General features: G+C 45.5%; 14 protein-coding genes. 2 read left to right on the plus strand and 12 right to left on the minus strand.

The window, feature by feature from the left end:
• Positions 1-6: 6 nt before the first annotated feature.
• The 6 genes from E4N69_RS09115 to E4N69_RS09140 form a co-directional block, all read right to left on the minus strand.
• A complete protein-coding gene (locus E4N69_RS09115) occupies positions 7-777 on the minus strand; it encodes a hemolysin family protein (protein ID WP_162664008.1) in 771 nt (256 codons plus the stop codon).
• A 2-nt stretch (positions 778-779) separates the two neighbouring features.
• A complete protein-coding gene (gene ybeY / locus E4N69_RS09120) occupies positions 780-1,241 on the minus strand; it encodes an rRNA maturation RNase YbeY (RefSeq protein ID WP_162664009.1) in 462 nt (153 codons plus the stop codon).
• A 1-nt stretch (position 1,242) separates the two neighbouring features.
• Positions 1,243-3,675 (minus strand): HD family phosphohydrolase, encoded by a 2,433-nt coding sequence (locus E4N69_RS09125; RefSeq protein ID WP_253823629.1) that lies wholly within the window; start codon positions 3,673-3,675, stop codon positions 1,243-1,245.
• 54 nt (positions 3,676-3,729) lie between these two features.
• Complete coding sequence (locus E4N69_RS09130) at positions 3,730-4,668, minus strand: PhoH family protein (protein WP_253714157.1); 939 nt, start codon at positions 4,666-4,668, stop codon at positions 3,730-3,732.
• A gap of 52 nt (positions 4,669-4,720) precedes the next feature.
• Positions 4,721-5,209, minus strand: coding sequence for a ferritin (locus tag E4N69_RS09135; protein WP_230977663.1), 489 nt, complete (start codon positions 5,207-5,209; stop codon positions 4,721-4,723).
• Positions 5,210-5,320: 111 nt separating this feature from the next.
• The gene (locus E4N69_RS09140; RefSeq protein WP_253823630.1) at positions 5,321-6,142 is read right to left on the minus strand and encodes a cytidylate kinase-like family protein; all 822 of its coding nucleotides are present in this window, start codon (positions 6,140-6,142) and stop codon (positions 5,321-5,323) included.
• 63 nt (positions 6,143-6,205) lie between these two features.
• Here E4N69_RS09140 and E4N69_RS09145 point away from each other — a divergent pair, with 63 nt between their 5' ends.
• Positions 6,206-6,781 carry an NUDIX hydrolase gene (locus E4N69_RS09145; protein ID WP_253714158.1) on the plus strand — a complete coding sequence of 192 codons (576 nt, stop codon included), beginning with the start codon at positions 6,206-6,208 and terminating at the stop codon, positions 6,779-6,781.
• Positions 6,782-7,304: 523 nt separating this feature from the next.
• On the plus strand, positions 7,305-9,401 hold the full coding sequence (locus tag E4N69_RS09150; protein WP_162664014.1) for a methyl-accepting chemotaxis protein: 2,097 nt from the start codon (positions 7,305-7,307) through the stop codon (positions 9,399-9,401).
• 123 nt (positions 9,402-9,524) lie between these two features.
• Here E4N69_RS09150 and E4N69_RS09155 read toward each other — a convergent pair whose 3' ends face one another.
• From E4N69_RS09155 to E4N69_RS09180, 6 genes are all read right to left on the minus strand, one after another.
• On the minus strand, positions 9,525-10,241 hold the full coding sequence (locus E4N69_RS09155) for a DUF4398 domain-containing protein (protein WP_162664015.1): 717 nt from the start codon (positions 10,239-10,241) through the stop codon (positions 9,525-9,527).
• A 3-nt stretch (positions 10,242-10,244) separates the two neighbouring features.
• Complete coding sequence (locus E4N69_RS09160) at positions 10,245-11,204, minus strand: hypothetical protein (RefSeq protein WP_162664016.1); 960 nt, start codon at positions 11,202-11,204, stop codon at positions 10,245-10,247.
• 109 nt (positions 11,205-11,313) lie between these two features.
• Positions 11,314-11,718, minus strand: coding sequence for a Fur family transcriptional regulator (locus E4N69_RS09165; RefSeq protein ID WP_253714160.1), 405 nt, complete (start codon positions 11,716-11,718; stop codon positions 11,314-11,316).
• Between the two features lie 348 nt (positions 11,719-12,066).
• Complete coding sequence (locus E4N69_RS09170) at positions 12,067-12,660, minus strand: leucine-rich repeat domain-containing protein (RefSeq protein ID WP_253823631.1); 594 nt, start codon at positions 12,658-12,660, stop codon at positions 12,067-12,069.
• 12 nt (positions 12,661-12,672) lie between these two features.
• Positions 12,673-13,821 carry a 2-hydroxyacyl-CoA dehydratase subunit D gene (locus tag E4N69_RS09175; RefSeq protein ID WP_162664018.1) on the minus strand — a complete coding sequence of 383 codons (1,149 nt, stop codon included), beginning with the start codon at positions 13,819-13,821 and terminating at the stop codon, positions 12,673-12,675.
• Between the two features lie 11 nt (positions 13,822-13,832).
• The gene (locus tag E4N69_RS09180) at positions 13,833-15,158 is read right to left on the minus strand and encodes a 2-hydroxyacyl-CoA dehydratase subunit D (protein ID WP_162664019.1); all 1,326 of its coding nucleotides are present in this window, start codon (positions 15,156-15,158) and stop codon (positions 13,833-13,835) included.
• Positions 15,159-15,225 lie beyond the last annotated feature (67 nt).

Consider the following 15,225-nt stretch of genomic DNA (forward strand, 5'->3'; position numbering starts at 1 on the left):
TTCCTTTTATTGATCCTCATCTTTAACCGCAGCGATCTTTACCGTGTTTATTTTATGCCCGTCCATATCCTGAACGATAAAATCAAAGTCCTTCCAACGCACCTTTTCGTAACGGACGGGAATTTTTCCGAATAAATCAAATACAAAGCCGCCGAGCGTTTCAAACTCATCGGAGGGAAGCTCCGTATGCAGAGCCTCCGCCAGATCATCCATATCGACACGGGCATCGCAGAGCCAAAGCCCATCGCCGATGGAAACGATATCTTCATCTTCATTATCGAACTCATCTTGAATGTCGCCGACAATCTCTTCGATAATATCTTCCATACACACGATACCCGAAATGCCGCCGTACTCATCGACCGCAATAGCAATATGCACATGACGGCGTTTAAATTCCCGTAATAGGCCGTCGATACGCTTGGATTCGGGCACAAAGAACGGCTTTCTGATAATTTTTTCCAAATCGATCGGCTCCTTTTTTGCGAATGAATTGATCAAATCCTTCACATACAGAACGCCCACTACATTATCGATTGATTCGGCATAGACGGGAAATCGAGAATGTCCGCTTTCAGCCACCCGTTTCAGTAATTCCTCCGTTTCCATATCCAACGGAATAAAGTCAACGTCAATACGCGGTATCATCACTTCTTTTACTGCGGTGTCGGATAAGTCGACCACCCCACGTATCATATCTTCTTTTTCTTCATTGAGCGCCTCCTGCAAAATCTCGGAAACCGCCCGCTTTTTTTTCAGTTTATCAAATATCCCCATATTTATTCCTGATAGACAACCGTATTACTATATTCCTTGAGTATTTTTTCCTGTAATTGCAGCATTTCCTGCTGCGGATCGTTATCACTGTGATCCATCCCACTCAGGTGTAAAATACCGTGTATCAGTAGTCGTTTCAATTCTTCATTCATCGTTACATTAAAAGTTTCGGCATTTGAGCGCAAACTATCGAGGCTAATTACGATATCTCCGGCATTAAAACGAAGATTCCCGTCTTCATCATCGTATTCATCGCCCTGCTCAAACGAAAGTACATCAGTCGGGGCATCAATCCGACGGTAGGTTTTATTCAGCTCATGGATAAACGCATCACGGCAAAACACGACGGATAAATCCCAATTTGTATGCTCAAGTTGTGCAAGTACCGCGTCTAAAAAGGGTAAAACCGCCCTCCCCCATTCGGGTTCGGGGACATCCTGCCATGTAATCGCAATAGTATTCATTTTATTCTTCCTTACTTTCCTTCCCGTCCGCGTTTTCGGATGCCGTTAATCCGAGGTCTATTTGCAGATAGTTTTTTACATCGGGAGAAATGCTTTTCTCAAGCGGCATTTCAGGCTGCGCCGATTTTTCGTCGGGAGTCTTCTCCGGCGAGGTATCCTGCGGCGCGGCTTTTTCGTCGGAAGTATTGCCGGTCGTACCGTCTTTTTCGTCGGGGTCTTTTTGATTCGGGTACTTGATACGCGAATGATAATATCCGGCGAGTGTAGTAACAAACGACTCTTGAATAATGTGCAGTTCCCGCAGCGTTAAATCGCAGTTATCCAGCTGTCCCGATTCCATTTTAGCCTTAACGAGCTTTGCAATAAACTTTTCGAGCCGCGGAACCGACGGGTGATCCAACGTCCGGCAAGCCGCTTCGCTCACATCGGCAAGCATAACCACGGCAGCCTCTTTGGTACGCGGCGGCGGCCCCGGATACGAAAAGTCCTTGGGGCTGACATTGGGGTCAAGCTCTTTAGCCTTTGCATAAAAGTATTGTACCAAAGAATTACCGTGGTGCTGCCCGATAATATCGATCACTTCACGGGGTAACCGCATACTTTCCGCCTTTTCCACGCCGATTTTTACATGACTGCGGATGATGGCCGCCGAAAGCCGCGGGTTTAAATCCAAGTGCTTGTTATACGATGTCTGGTTTTCGACAAAGTATTCGCTGTTTGCCATCTTACCGATGTCGTGATAATACGCGCCGACCCGCGCTAACAGCGCGTCTGCCCCGATTTCGCGACAGGCTGCTTCCGCCAATGTTGCAACCATCATCGTATGGTTATAGGTACCGGAAGCCGTCAATAACAGCTGCTTCATCGTCGGGGAGTTAAGGTCGGAAAGTTCCATCAAGCGGAAGCAGGTCGGCGTATTCAGCCGGTCTTCCAAGATGGGCAAAAAGCCGAGTACGAAGATACCGCTGATAAAGCCGTTAATGACTGAGCCGAGCAATACAAATACAAAGTCGCCGTAAGAATTGGGAAATACCGTGCAGAGCACAAACGTGATAATCGGATGAATAACCGCAAGTTGGCACGCCGTTTTAATCAAATCCATCCGCCGTCCGGTCAGCTTCATCAACGAAACAGCCGATAAGCCGGAAAACAGTGCAAAGAGCGCCGGTTCAAGCTTAAATCCGGTCGCAGTCAGCACAATCAGCATAACAAGAAATACAATCCGTATTGCAACCCGTGTAGAAATAAGCGTTGAAACCAGCATAGCGGTCAGCGCGGCGGGAATAAACGGGATAATGTCGAGCGCCTGTACGAGGGGCAATGCCTTTGTCGTAAAAAGTACGATAAGATACACGGCAAGCGAAATCAGCAGCAAAAAGACCTTCCGGCTTTCTTTTAACTGATCGCTGATCGTCTGCGGCGACAGCATAAAAACACCGATTATATAGAGGCACAGAATAAAGGCGGAAAGACCGAAAAATTTATTCAGATCAAGATAGTTCCCCGCATCGGAATAGGCTTGCAGCTGCCGGTAATTTTCCGTAGTAATAATAAAGCCGCGCTTAATAATCTTTTGATTTTTTTGAATGGTTACGATAACCGGCTGCACCTGCTTCAGCGCTTCCTGTGCCCGCATTTCCGTTTCTTTTTCATCATAAATGACGGTCGGCTGCAAAAACGGCCGAATGAGCGCAGCCGTAATATCGATATCGAGACTTGCATCGAGCGACCGTATTGCGTTTTTAATGTATGAATCCAGACTCTCTTTTTTGATAACTGCAGTTCTCTGAATGTTAGTATATTCTCGGTTATTTCCTCGCCGCATCACCAGCGTGATTTCGGCTTGATTGAAACCTTCGAGCCCTTTTTCGGGAAATTCCGCAATACCGACCGCCATCATCTGTTTAACGATTACCTGAGCAGCGGCTAGGATGCCGTCAAATTGTTTTGACTTTTTTAAATTTTTCAAAATCTGCACATCGAATAGCCCCGGATATTGTTCCTGCACACGCGCGTCAAAGGTTGCCTCCGCATCGTTATGCAAAGCGAGCATAAACGAAACAAACTCATCATATTTTTTGAGTGTCTCGGATACAAGCTCCGTATCCTGCATAAAGATAGGGGCAATTGTCTGTAAGCGGGCAGCTTTTCTGATCTCTGTCGCCGCTTGATCCGTATAAGAAATATCCCGACCCGCAACCACATCGCGCTCAGCCACCCGCCCCACAGGAAATTCATCAAGGTTGAAATAGGCAAGGCCGCCGCGGTCAAGCGTCGTAAACAGCATCGCTGCGATAACGATAAAAAAACTTACAATAAAGAGAATAAAAAAAACTTTTTCAGCGCAAAAGCTGTCTTTCATCTTACGGAAAAAGCCCGCTACGGGCGGCAAAATAACCGATTTAATATATCCTGAATTGTTTTCGCCTTTCATTCGATGGCTCCGCTATTATCCGCAAGGATTGCATTATTCTTTAAAAATACGGTGTTATTGTTTTTCATACGCATTAATAATCTTTTGTACGAGAGAGTGGCGGACTACTTCATCCGCAGAAAATTCAACGGTTCCGATCCCGTCAATAGTACGGATTAAAGAAACGGCATGGACAAGCCCCGATTCCGATCTTCCGCGGATATCCGATTGGGACGGGTCTCCGGTAATAATCAATTTTGAACCTTCGCCCATCCGCGTTAAAAACATCTTCATCTGTTCTTTTGTGGTATTCTGCGCTTCATCCAAAATCACAACGGCATTGTGGAGTGTCCGTCCGCGCATATAGGCAAGCGGCGCCACTTCGATGGTATTGGACTCTTCCATACCGCGCAGTACATCGGCGGGCAGCAATGTTTCCATAATATCGAACAGCGGGCGCAGATAGGGATTTATTTTTTGGACAAGATCGCCGGGTAAAAAGCCGAGGCTCTCTCCGGCTTCCACCACCGGACGGGTTAAAATCAATTTACGTACCGTATGGGACAGCAACATTTTTAACGCAAGCGCCACTGCAATATAGGTTTTTCCCGTACCGGCGGGGCCGAGCCCGAATGTTATATCGTTTGCATAGATGGAATCGATCAGCGCCGCCTGTTTCCTGTTCTTAGGATAAACCGATTTTATGCCGCGTGGAATATGGATACACTGCGGGCAAAAAGCCCCCTGTTGCGGCGCACTGTTGGCGACGCAGGAGGCAATAAAATCGGCCGAACCGTCCGATGTAATTTCGGGGCTTTCCAAAAGAGTGTCAATGAGTTTTTGAAACCTTTTGCAAATCGCTTGATCGGAAGTTACAACCGTTACTTCGTTCCCCCTGCAGATAACGGGAACACCCAAATACGTTTCAAAAACATGCAAATTCTCATCATTCGCGCCGCATAGCGAAGACAGCACCGTTTGATCTTCCAACACGATTGTATATGAGGTATCCAAAAACACTCCTCTCTAACTTTTCAAATGTAACAACAGGATACTCACTGCAAGGTTATTCCCGTTTTCCGAGTTCTTTATCCAAAATAAGAAGCCCGGCATTGCCGTTGATATGTTTGAAGACATCGAGGATATTGCGATCGTTCTCCTCTTCTTCCACCTGCTCATTGATGAACCACTGCAGGAATACTTGAGTTTTATAGTCCTTTTCCGCAAGCGCAAGTTCATACAAGCTGTTAATCGAAGCCGTTACAAACTGTTCATGCTTGAGCACATCCTGAATAACTTCTACAGGATGCTTTGCGTAATGTACCGGCGCTTCTTCAATCGGTTTTAATACGGGCTTTGCATCAACCGAAAAAAGATAGTCATATATCCTCATCGCATGCCCTTGTTCTTCAAGCGCCTGCACCCGCATCCACTTGGCAAAGCCTTTAAGCCCTTCCGATTCAAAATGGGCTGCCATGCCGAGATACAAATAAGCAGAATAGAATTCTTTATTGATCTGCTCGTTTAACGCATCTTCCAATTTCTTGCTAATCATAGTTTGTCCCCTTCTATCCGGCGTTAGGTATTTTAGATATATATTCCCGCATCCGGCTATAGTGGAATAAGTCTACAATGAAGATAGGGGATAGTCAAGAACCGCATCCGACTACGGATAAGGCTTATATTCGTTGACGATGCTGATCTGCGTAGATACCGAACGCCCCTGCGCCAAGCCTTCGGCTATTTTAATCGCTCTATCGATACACGCAACGGAGTCTGCAACCCCATGCAGTATAATCTGCGTATCGGATACTTCCGCATCCAAAAAATAAATGGGCAGCTCTTCTTTAAAAGCGATCACATTGACAATCCGCTGCCCCAATAACAGTTCGGCAATGCGCTTGAGTCCTTCTTGTTCTTCCGCTGGTAAAATAGCTTCCTTGCAAGCATGCGTGATAATACTCGCGGCAAGCGGCGCCGTAGCAAAATCGGTGTTGATAACGAGGTGATAATGAGTAGGATCTTCCGGTTTCATATCAAAAAAGCATCTGTGAAAGCCTTCGCGGTTGGCATCGCTCTCCGCCATCAAAGCGCGGGCTTTTTTTTCGGACCAATCGAACTCCTTCATTAACCGCCCGATTCGCACCTCATCGGAAGCTACCAGCCGTACCGCATAGCAGCCGGGGATGCCGCGCAGTAATGCAAAACCGCCGCGCCCGATAAAGATGCTGTTTCCTTTCAGCGCATATCCGTAAACGATCTCCCGTAAATAATCAAAATAAGAATCTCGGTTGCGGGAAAGCGATGCCCAAAAGCCGGGTTTTCGTTCGTCATAGTGAGCAAGGCTCTCTTTCGAAATTCCCTTGTCAAGCAGATCTTTCTCTAGGTCTTTTTTATCGATAAACTCATAGCCGAGCGATTTTGCCAACTCTAAAGCCGTTTCATCGCCGTAAGAAGCTATTTGCCGTGAAATAGTGATAATTGCCATAAAGCCTCCTCTTCTATAGAATAAGGCTAAATACTCATTATGTCAAAGGAAGGTTCTCTTTTTATGCAAAAAAATTCTAATCTTTCATGGAAGCCCATCGCTGCAAAAGAAATATGCACCACACGGGTATTTACCGTTAACGAAATCACCAGTCTTTCGCCTGACAACGAAACAAAGACATTTTCTACATTGTCCGCACCGGAATGGGTTATCGTTATTCCCCGCATTACCGATGCAAACGGTCGGCATTATTTTTTGATGGTAAAACAATGGCGGCATGGATCGGCGCACCTGTCGATCGAATTTCCCGGCGGCGTAGTCGACGAGGGGGAAACGCCGGAGCAGGCGGCACGGCGGGAGCTGCTGGAAGAAACGGGGAAAACGGGACAGAACTTAACGCTGCTCGGTGAAGTATATCCCAACCCTGCGATTATGGGAAATAAAAGCCATATTTATTTTGCAGATTGTGAGGCAAATACGCAGGCGCAGCATCTTGATGAAGATGAATTTTTAGAAGCCGAGGCGGTACCCGTTGAAGAAGTGTTAAACAAGATGGGAACGGACCCCTACGACCATGCGCTTATGTGCACTGCGCTCTTTTTTTATTTACGGGAAGTTGCTAAAGACGTCAAATGTTAAAAACAACAGACATTTTTGTAAGCGCTCCTGTGCGGCTGGAGATTTTGAAATTTATCGAAAAAAGTATTTGCAAAAAATATAAAGTTGTTGTAATATGGGCGAATATCTCTAAAAGTTTCAGCTTTTAGAGGTGCCTAAACCATATTCATTCTGATCCGGATCTAAATTGGGTCAGTAAGAATAAAAATATTTTGTAAAAAGTATTTAATGTCTTTTGTAAAAAAAGAGGTCTTAACAAAATGAAAAATGTTTATACTCACCCGCCAATTGATTAATAATTGTCAATTCATAATCAACAACCCCGACGCAGAGCATCGGGGTACAGTGCTCAACGTTTCGCACTGTATGTTCTATAAGGTGGTTGCAGTCGGCTTTAATACCCTTTGCTACGACGCAAGGGTCGGGTATTAAACCCTCCGCACGAATCAAAAATAAGATACGGAAACCACCTTTTTCTAATTGATAATCAACACATACAACGATAATTCATGATTTTTAATTATGAATTATATGGAGGTTCACAATGAAAAAACGTTTTTCTCTTCGCTATAAGCTCATGATTATTTTCGGTGCGTTAATTGCAGCAGCTTCTTTGGCTGAAATCATACTTGCCGTACATACGGCTCGTCTGGCTGTAACCAAAGGGATCGAAGATCATCTTATCGATAAAGCATCCGATACAGCTGGAATTATCGACAAGCAAGTTACCGCTTTTTGGCAATTATTTGAAGGTCTCGCTCGTACACCGATATTGCGGGATCCCGCTGTTTCGTATCAAGAAAAAACGGCATTTTTGGCAAAAGAAGCTGCATTCAACGATAATATTCACAGAATGGATTTATGCGACATGAGCGGCCGACGCCATACAAACACGGGGAAAATAATCGATGTTTCCGACAGAGCTTATTTCCAAGTTGCTGCACAAGGTAAACCATTTGTCGAAGAACCGGTTATATCCCGTTTGGATGAAGAACTGGTATTTGTATTTACAGTTCCCATCTATGACGATAACCGGACGGTGGTCGGCGTTCTTCTCGCAACGGTAAAAGCCGGTGTACTGTCAAACCAAATAAATGATATTACCATCGGTAAAAACGGTTACTGTTGTATACTCGGCACTACGGGAAACATTATCGCGCATCCTGATTTCAGTTTTGTAGAACAGATGACCAATCATAGCGAAAAAGCGAAGTCCGATGATAGTCTGAGTTCTATCGCTGCGTTTGAAAAAATGGCGCTGGAAACCAACCAATCTTCCGTCGGCTTCTATGAATTCAAAGGGATAAGCAAAATAGGTTCTTATGCCGTAATGAAGACAACCGGTTGGATTGTTATTATTTCAGCTCCGGTCGAGGAATTTATGGGGGTTGTTCAAACGTTGCGTATAACCATGCTCGGTCTCGGCATACTCATATTGATTCTCGCGGTTGTTATCATTTATTTTGTTACCCGTACGATTATAAAGCCGATACAAAGAGCAGTATACGCTTTAAAAAATATCGCCCAGGGCGAAGGCGATCTAACAGTAAGATTGCCGGTTATCGGTAATGACGAGATTACCGATATGTCAGAATACTTTAATGAAACGATCGCAAAGATCGGTGCTTCAATACAGGTTGTCGGTACAAATAGTAAAATAATGGAAGGAGTCGGCAATGAGCTTGCTTCCAATATGACCGAAACGGCCAGCGCCGTAAATGAAATCAGTGTAAATATCGACGGAGTAAAACAGCAAGCCCTTACACAGGCAGCGAGCGTTACCGAAACTGCAGCAACGGTAGAAGAAATTGTCCGCACCATTAAACAGCTTAATACCAGCATCGAAATGCAGACAGCCAGCGTCGCACAATCGTCTTCTTCCGTAGAAGAGATGGTTGCAAATATCGCTTCCATCGGGCAGACACTCAGCAAAACCGATGATGTTATCAACAATCTTACCGTTGCAACCGGTGACGGCAAAGCGACACTCGTAACCTCGAACACCGTAACACAGAAAATAGCCGAAGAATCGGGTTCATTGATGGAAGCGAGCAGTGTTATTCAGCATATTGCATCACAGACGAATTTGCTCGCAATGAACGCTGCAATCGAAGCCGCTCATGCAGGAGAATCGGGGAAAGGTTTTGCTGTTGTTGCCGATGAAATCAGAAAGTTGGCCGAAGAATCTTCCGTACAAGGAAAGACCATTACAACAACACTGAAAACCTTATCCGGTGAAATCGATACGTTATCCACTTCTTCTAAAACGGTGGAAGAGAAATTCAACATCATCTTTAACCTTGCTGAACAGGTAAAGGAGATGAGCAACCGCCTTACCGAATCGATGAGAGAGCAGGAACACGGCAGCAAGGAAGTACTTACGGCTATCAAAAATATCAATATGATTACAACAGAAGTACAAGCCGGTTCGGAGGAAATGCTCAAAGGAGGTGAGGGCGTCGCCGAAGAAATGCGGAAACTGGATAATTTAACCCGTGTGATCACTGATAGTATGAATGAGATGGCGTCCGGGGTAATGCAAATTAACAATACGGTACAAGATGTCCGCGAAATAACGCAGAAGAATAAGCGGAGTATTGAGAATCTGGCGAACGAGGTTTCCAAATTCAAAACCAATTAACAATTAAATAAAAGAAAACCTCTAAAAACTGTTTTGCAACTCGCATTAGTGGATATAATAGCTATCCCCTACAGAAAAAGCCGATAAGCTTGCAGTTTTTAGAGGTTCCTATCTGATTATTTTTTACTTTTTGCCGGATGGTAGCTTTTCATACGTTACCGCGGGATCGTACATACCGTCGCGTTTTTCACCGCGGAGACTCGGGATTGTCAAAATAATACCGGGCTCAACCCAATCAGGGTTATTGGGGTCAGGCAATTTATTCTTGTTTGCTTCATACAGTTTTCGCCACAGATACGGATTGTCATAAATAGCCTTATCTTTCGCAATATTCCATAAACAATCCCGTTCGCCGCGCCATGTGCGGATACGGTATTGAGCCGGAAGGGTTGCAAACGAAGATTCATCACCCGTAACCACAGCAAGCGCATCCAAAACTTTTTTCGCACAGACAACCGCAACATCAAAGTCTTTATTCCCAAATGCGGTATTTCCTGCCTGTAAAGCTTCGGTTGCCGTCTTAAATGCCTCAGGGTATTTCTCTTCAGCCTTGTTATTCTTCGCCCATGTATAGCGGGTACGTGCCCTATTCATTGCTTGTTCAGCTTCGACACGGGCGAGCATATACTGAATATAATCGGCTGATTTTTGGGCATTCTCTTCAGCGAGCCGTGAATACTCTATCGAAGCATCATAATCACCTTCACTATATGCCCGCCGCGCCAATTCGGAATAAGCTCGGCTTTTTCGTTGATATTCATTATTATCATAGGATACGGCAAACAGTAACACAGCTCCTAATACAAAGAATACGGTACAGAGAATAGCTGTCTTTTTCATAGGTTACCTCCCGTTACCGGATGACGCTGCATTGCCGGTATCTGTAGAACGCTGTAATTCATCAAGGTTAACCGGTTCTTCGGAAAAACCTTCCGCATTTTCCGGCAATGGCGCTTCGCGGTCGGCTTCTTTTGCAAGCTTGCTGCTGGCTTCCTGGCGAGCTTTTGCTCGTTCCATAGCGTCATTTGCTTGCGCACGTTTAACCTTCACCTTTTCATAGATATCGTTAAACTCATCGGAAGCAGTCATATACCCTGTATATGCTTGTTCGTATTTCTTATTGCCGGCAGCGATTCCTGCTGCACGATAACGATTCACCGTTTTTGCATACGGATCTTTCATCGCCACGGCTGCTTTAACCGAATCGGCACGGGAACGCGCTTCATCTGCCTTCTTTTTTGCATCGTTCATCATCGAAGCAAAACCGGCTTCTTTTACCTTTTCATAGTAACCCAGTGCTTCCTCAGAGGTTTCAAAAGCTTTTGCCGGATCGGGCTCATAAAGACCGGGTATCTTTGCAGATAAATCCTGCGCTTTTTTATAGCTGTCTGCATCATAGGCCGCAAAGTTATTTTTATCGATCTTCGACTTTAACTCGGATATCTTCATTCGATTAGTCAAAGTACGATACTGATCAGTAGCTCTCTGAGCCTTTTCCTGTGCTTCAGCAAGGTTATTTGATTCATAACTCTTTCTTGCTTCGGCCGCCGTATCGTCGGCTGATTTAAACTGCGTAGGATAAGTCGTATCTGCTTTGACGTTAACCGCTTCAGCGCGAGCCTTTGCCATCTCATCCAGTAGACGAGCTGTCTTTACCTGTTCTTCGTTTTTCTCCGAGTCAGCAGGCTTTACCGATTCAGGTTTTTGCTCCGGCTTAGGTTTGTTAGATGCACATGCACCGAAACCGAATAATAGAACACAAACACCAAGAATATAAAACAATGTTTTCAGTGTTTTATTCATTATAACCTCCATTTCTAAACGGATATTCAGACATTTAAAAAACTCATAGAGCTCTTAAAGAAGTTTGTCTAGTGCGAAAGCTTTTCGCATAGATAAATTACTATAGAACTCAATCATGTTCAAGACACTGGCACTCAGGGCAAAGTCCAAAAAAATCAAAGCGATGTGAATCAATACGATAACCGCTAATCTCCGCAGCTTTTTGATCACAGTGTTCATCGGACGGCATAAAAGCATCTTCCACCTTGCCGCACCGTGTACAGATAACATGATTATGCACACTCATATCCGCATCAAAATGAGCAAAGGTGCCGTCAACATTGATGACCTTAATCCGTTTCTGTTCGGCAAGAATATTCAAATTGCGATACACGGTTCCTTGACTCAGATGTGGAAAATCCTTTCGCAGCTGATCATACAGCCATGCCGCCGTAGGATGCGTATTAGTAGAACTTAAAAGGTTGAACAGTGCTTCCCGCTGTTTTGAATGCTTGTATGACACAGCTTTTTTCATATACAACTCCTCACATCAAAGTATAGCGCCTAAAATTGATAATCAATATTACAATTTTAAAAGCGGTACTGTCAATATTAAGCCTAGGCAAACGCATCAGACACTTCATATTATACCCTGCAGAATAATGGGGCTGTTCAACCAGAGTTGAACCTCTTCGCGGTTCAAATGGTCTCACAGCCCTCATTATTCTGCGGATTTTAATTTACCTGTCTGATGCGTTTGCCCGTCTGTTAGAAAAGAAGGCGTTATGTAAGTTTTTAGCGATTCCCATGATATGGTTACAGCGCTCATTCCCGACATACACGGATGCATATCGGGAAAAAGACATTGAAAGTAGAGTGCTTTTTATTTTTTTACTTCGGTAGTCGGTTCAAATGCATGTGCATGCAAAAATTCCACCGATTTGGGGATTTCCACTTCTTTGATGTTGTTCTTCAAAAAAGCGTACATATTGATTTTCTTCACCGATGCAGGAATCTTGACTGCCGTCAGCTCATTCTTGTAGAAGGATGAAGTATCAATCAGCTCGAGGGTTTCGGGCAAGTTGAGTTCCGTCAACGCATTTAATGCAAAGGCGCTCGGCTCAATCTTTGTTTCCTTACCCCCGAAGGTAACTTCTTTAAGACCGTTCCGGTAAAAAGCAAAGCCTTCGATATCCTTCAACGCACTCGGCAATTTAACCGAAGTCAATTTACACACACCGAAAGCATCATAGCCGATGCTCTCTACCGTGTCGGGGATAACAACGGAGGTTAAACCCCTGCGGTAAAATGCATTGTCGCCGATCCGTGTAATAGGAGTCCCGTCCGGAGCTGTCGCCGGAATGGTCAAATCGGTAAGCCCTTGTGCTTTTACCTTATCCTTTCCCTTCTGTGTCATGCCCTTTAATTCGGCGCCTTTAAAAATAAAATCATCATTTTCCCATACATTTTCACTCATACTGCTACCCCCTTACATCCGATTGAGCTGTACAATCTCGTTGAATGTTTCGAGCTGTGTTTTTACCTGCCCGAAGTCCGACATCTGCTGATCATAACCGACTTTAATCAACGGGATTTTTGCTTCACTGAATGCTTGCTTGAGCGAAGGATATTCCATCTCTTCCGTATCATCAAAGTTGAGCATAAAGAGGAGGCATCCGTCAGCCTTGTTGTCCTTTGCCAGTTTCACCACATACGCAGGACGCTTTGTCAAATCAGGATCATAGAGAAGCGGATCCTCATCCATACGGGCAAATTGATCGGCAAGTGCCAGCATCGGATCGTCGATGGAAAGATCGATATCAACCTTCAACGCACGGGATTCATGCGCAACGTCATCGGCAACAACACAGACCTTGTAGGAATCTAAGATATCCAGCAAGCCGGGGTTATCGGTAATAACACCGCTGGTAACCACCCGAACGCCGTCCCATTTTTCTTCCGGCAAGGCTTCGAGCAAGGCGTTCAGCTTTTTGAGCAGTTCGGTGTGTTCGTCTTTCAGCATGAAGTATGAACTTTTCAGCACATAGCAGCGGTCGGAAGCCTTTATGCTCTGCGGATGAGCCGCGGCGAGCTTGATAAACCGGCGCTTTTCAGCCCTGTTTTCGTTATACACTTTGAACGCTTTCTTTAAGTTCTCATCGGTTACTTTAACGCCGCAGATTTTCTCCAGCTCTTCCTTTGCCTTGGTAAAGATACGTGCGTTGTACTTCTTGCCGAAGTCCTCTTTACGGTGCTGACCGTGATTGATGAAGATCATCGGAATTTTCCGTCCGGCGCTCACCTTGTAGTTCTGAGAAAGCGGACGAAGGGTGTCATCCAGCGTTGTCAGCATTGAAGCGGAAAGCCCGTCGAGGGTACCGTCCAAGGCCATTTCCAAACAGCGCAATGCCAGCGAGTAATAGAATGTCGGGAAGTATTCCTTTGCCCGCTCGATGGGGCCTTGACCACCCCATACGCCGAACGGTGCGATACCTGCCGCATAGACAATCTCTTCGGGTGCGTAGTACGGGAAAATACCGACGGCTTTTTTCCCTGCTGCAAGGTATTTATCCAGCTGCTTCCGCGGATTGTTTGCCAAATATTTAAATTGTTCCAATAATTCTTTGATTGTTTCCATACTGTCCTCCCCTACTCCAACGTCGGCTTCGACCAATCGGTCTCTTTAGTGTTTTTAAAGTTGGTATAGACGTCCTCGCCCTTCGCCTGTTTCTCCTGCTTGCGCTCGTCCATAATTTCTACCAAGCCCTGTACACGTGTTTTATACTGTTCCGTAGAGAAGTTACGCTCATCAGCCTGATCGCCGTCGAAGTGGACGACCGGAATACCGAGGTCTTCCTTCCAGCGCCGTTCAATTTCGGGCATCGCGCCGCTCCACGGTTTACAGCTGCGGTTGTAGTTGACCAAAGCGCCGCTGATACCGTTTTCTTTTGCCATGGTCTCGCGCCATTCAACACCGGTTTCGATACAGACGGAACACGGTGCCTTGCAGTACGCGGCGGCCATTTCACGGATATTCGAATATCGGAAGCCGAATGCCGGAGCATATACGACAGCGGTTACGTTAACGCCGCTATCCTTTAAGGGGTCAAACAAGGGACGGAGCGCCGGCCAGCACGGAATGCCTTCAAACAAGATACGGTGCTCTTCGGGATATTCCCATGTAGAGGTATTCTCTTTTACCGATTGTTCAAATTCCTGTGCCAACAGTTCAAAACCGACAGCGGCGTCTTCCTCACAGCGGGCGGCGACAATGTCTGCCATGTGGTTAAACAGGTCAAACCCGCTTAACGGAGACGGCTTATATGACATAAACGAACAAGCTTTCAGCCATGCCGCGGCGGTTCTGTTTGCACGCGCACAGGCATCCTCAAATTTCTTTTCATCGAATTTTTTACCGGTCAATTGCTCCAGCTGCTTGATGGCATAATCAAACTGCCCGAGCAAATAGTCCACTTTTTCTTCGGGGACATCCACCGTATTGGAGAATGGAATGTCGACCATGATGAGCGGAATATTATGCATACGCGCAATATTTTCGTACCACTTTGTCATCATATTGCAGATATTATTACAGCACAGCAAAAAATCCGGCTGCGGCATTCTGCGTGAATCGGTCGGTTCTCCTGCGGCATACGCAAGACTGATGCGAGCATACCCGCAAATATCATTATCGTAGCCCATATCCTCCGCGGCTTGGCAGAGACGTAAGCCGTCTTTCTTTGCAGCCGTCGACGCCGCGTGGTTTTCGGGATAAACAACGTTAAGATCAAAAGCTTTCGCTAATTCAATTGGAAATTTAGAAGAACTCCATCCGACTAATTCACCGCGCCGTTTCGCTTCCCACGCATTCGCATAGACCTTATCTACGACATCGCGTAACAGAGCTGCTGCGGGCTTATGCCCTTCAATCGGCCGTGGCGTTTTGTTGGGTAACTTTTCCATTTTTTGAGCCATTTGTTTCCTCCTCGTATCTCTCGGTCATCTTCCATAAAACCGGAAAGGGCATTGTGGAAGATACCGC

It is taken from the genome of Treponema sp. OMZ 906, from assembly GCF_024181185.1.
Lineage (GTDB): Bacteria > Spirochaetota > Spirochaetia > Treponematales > Treponemataceae > Treponema.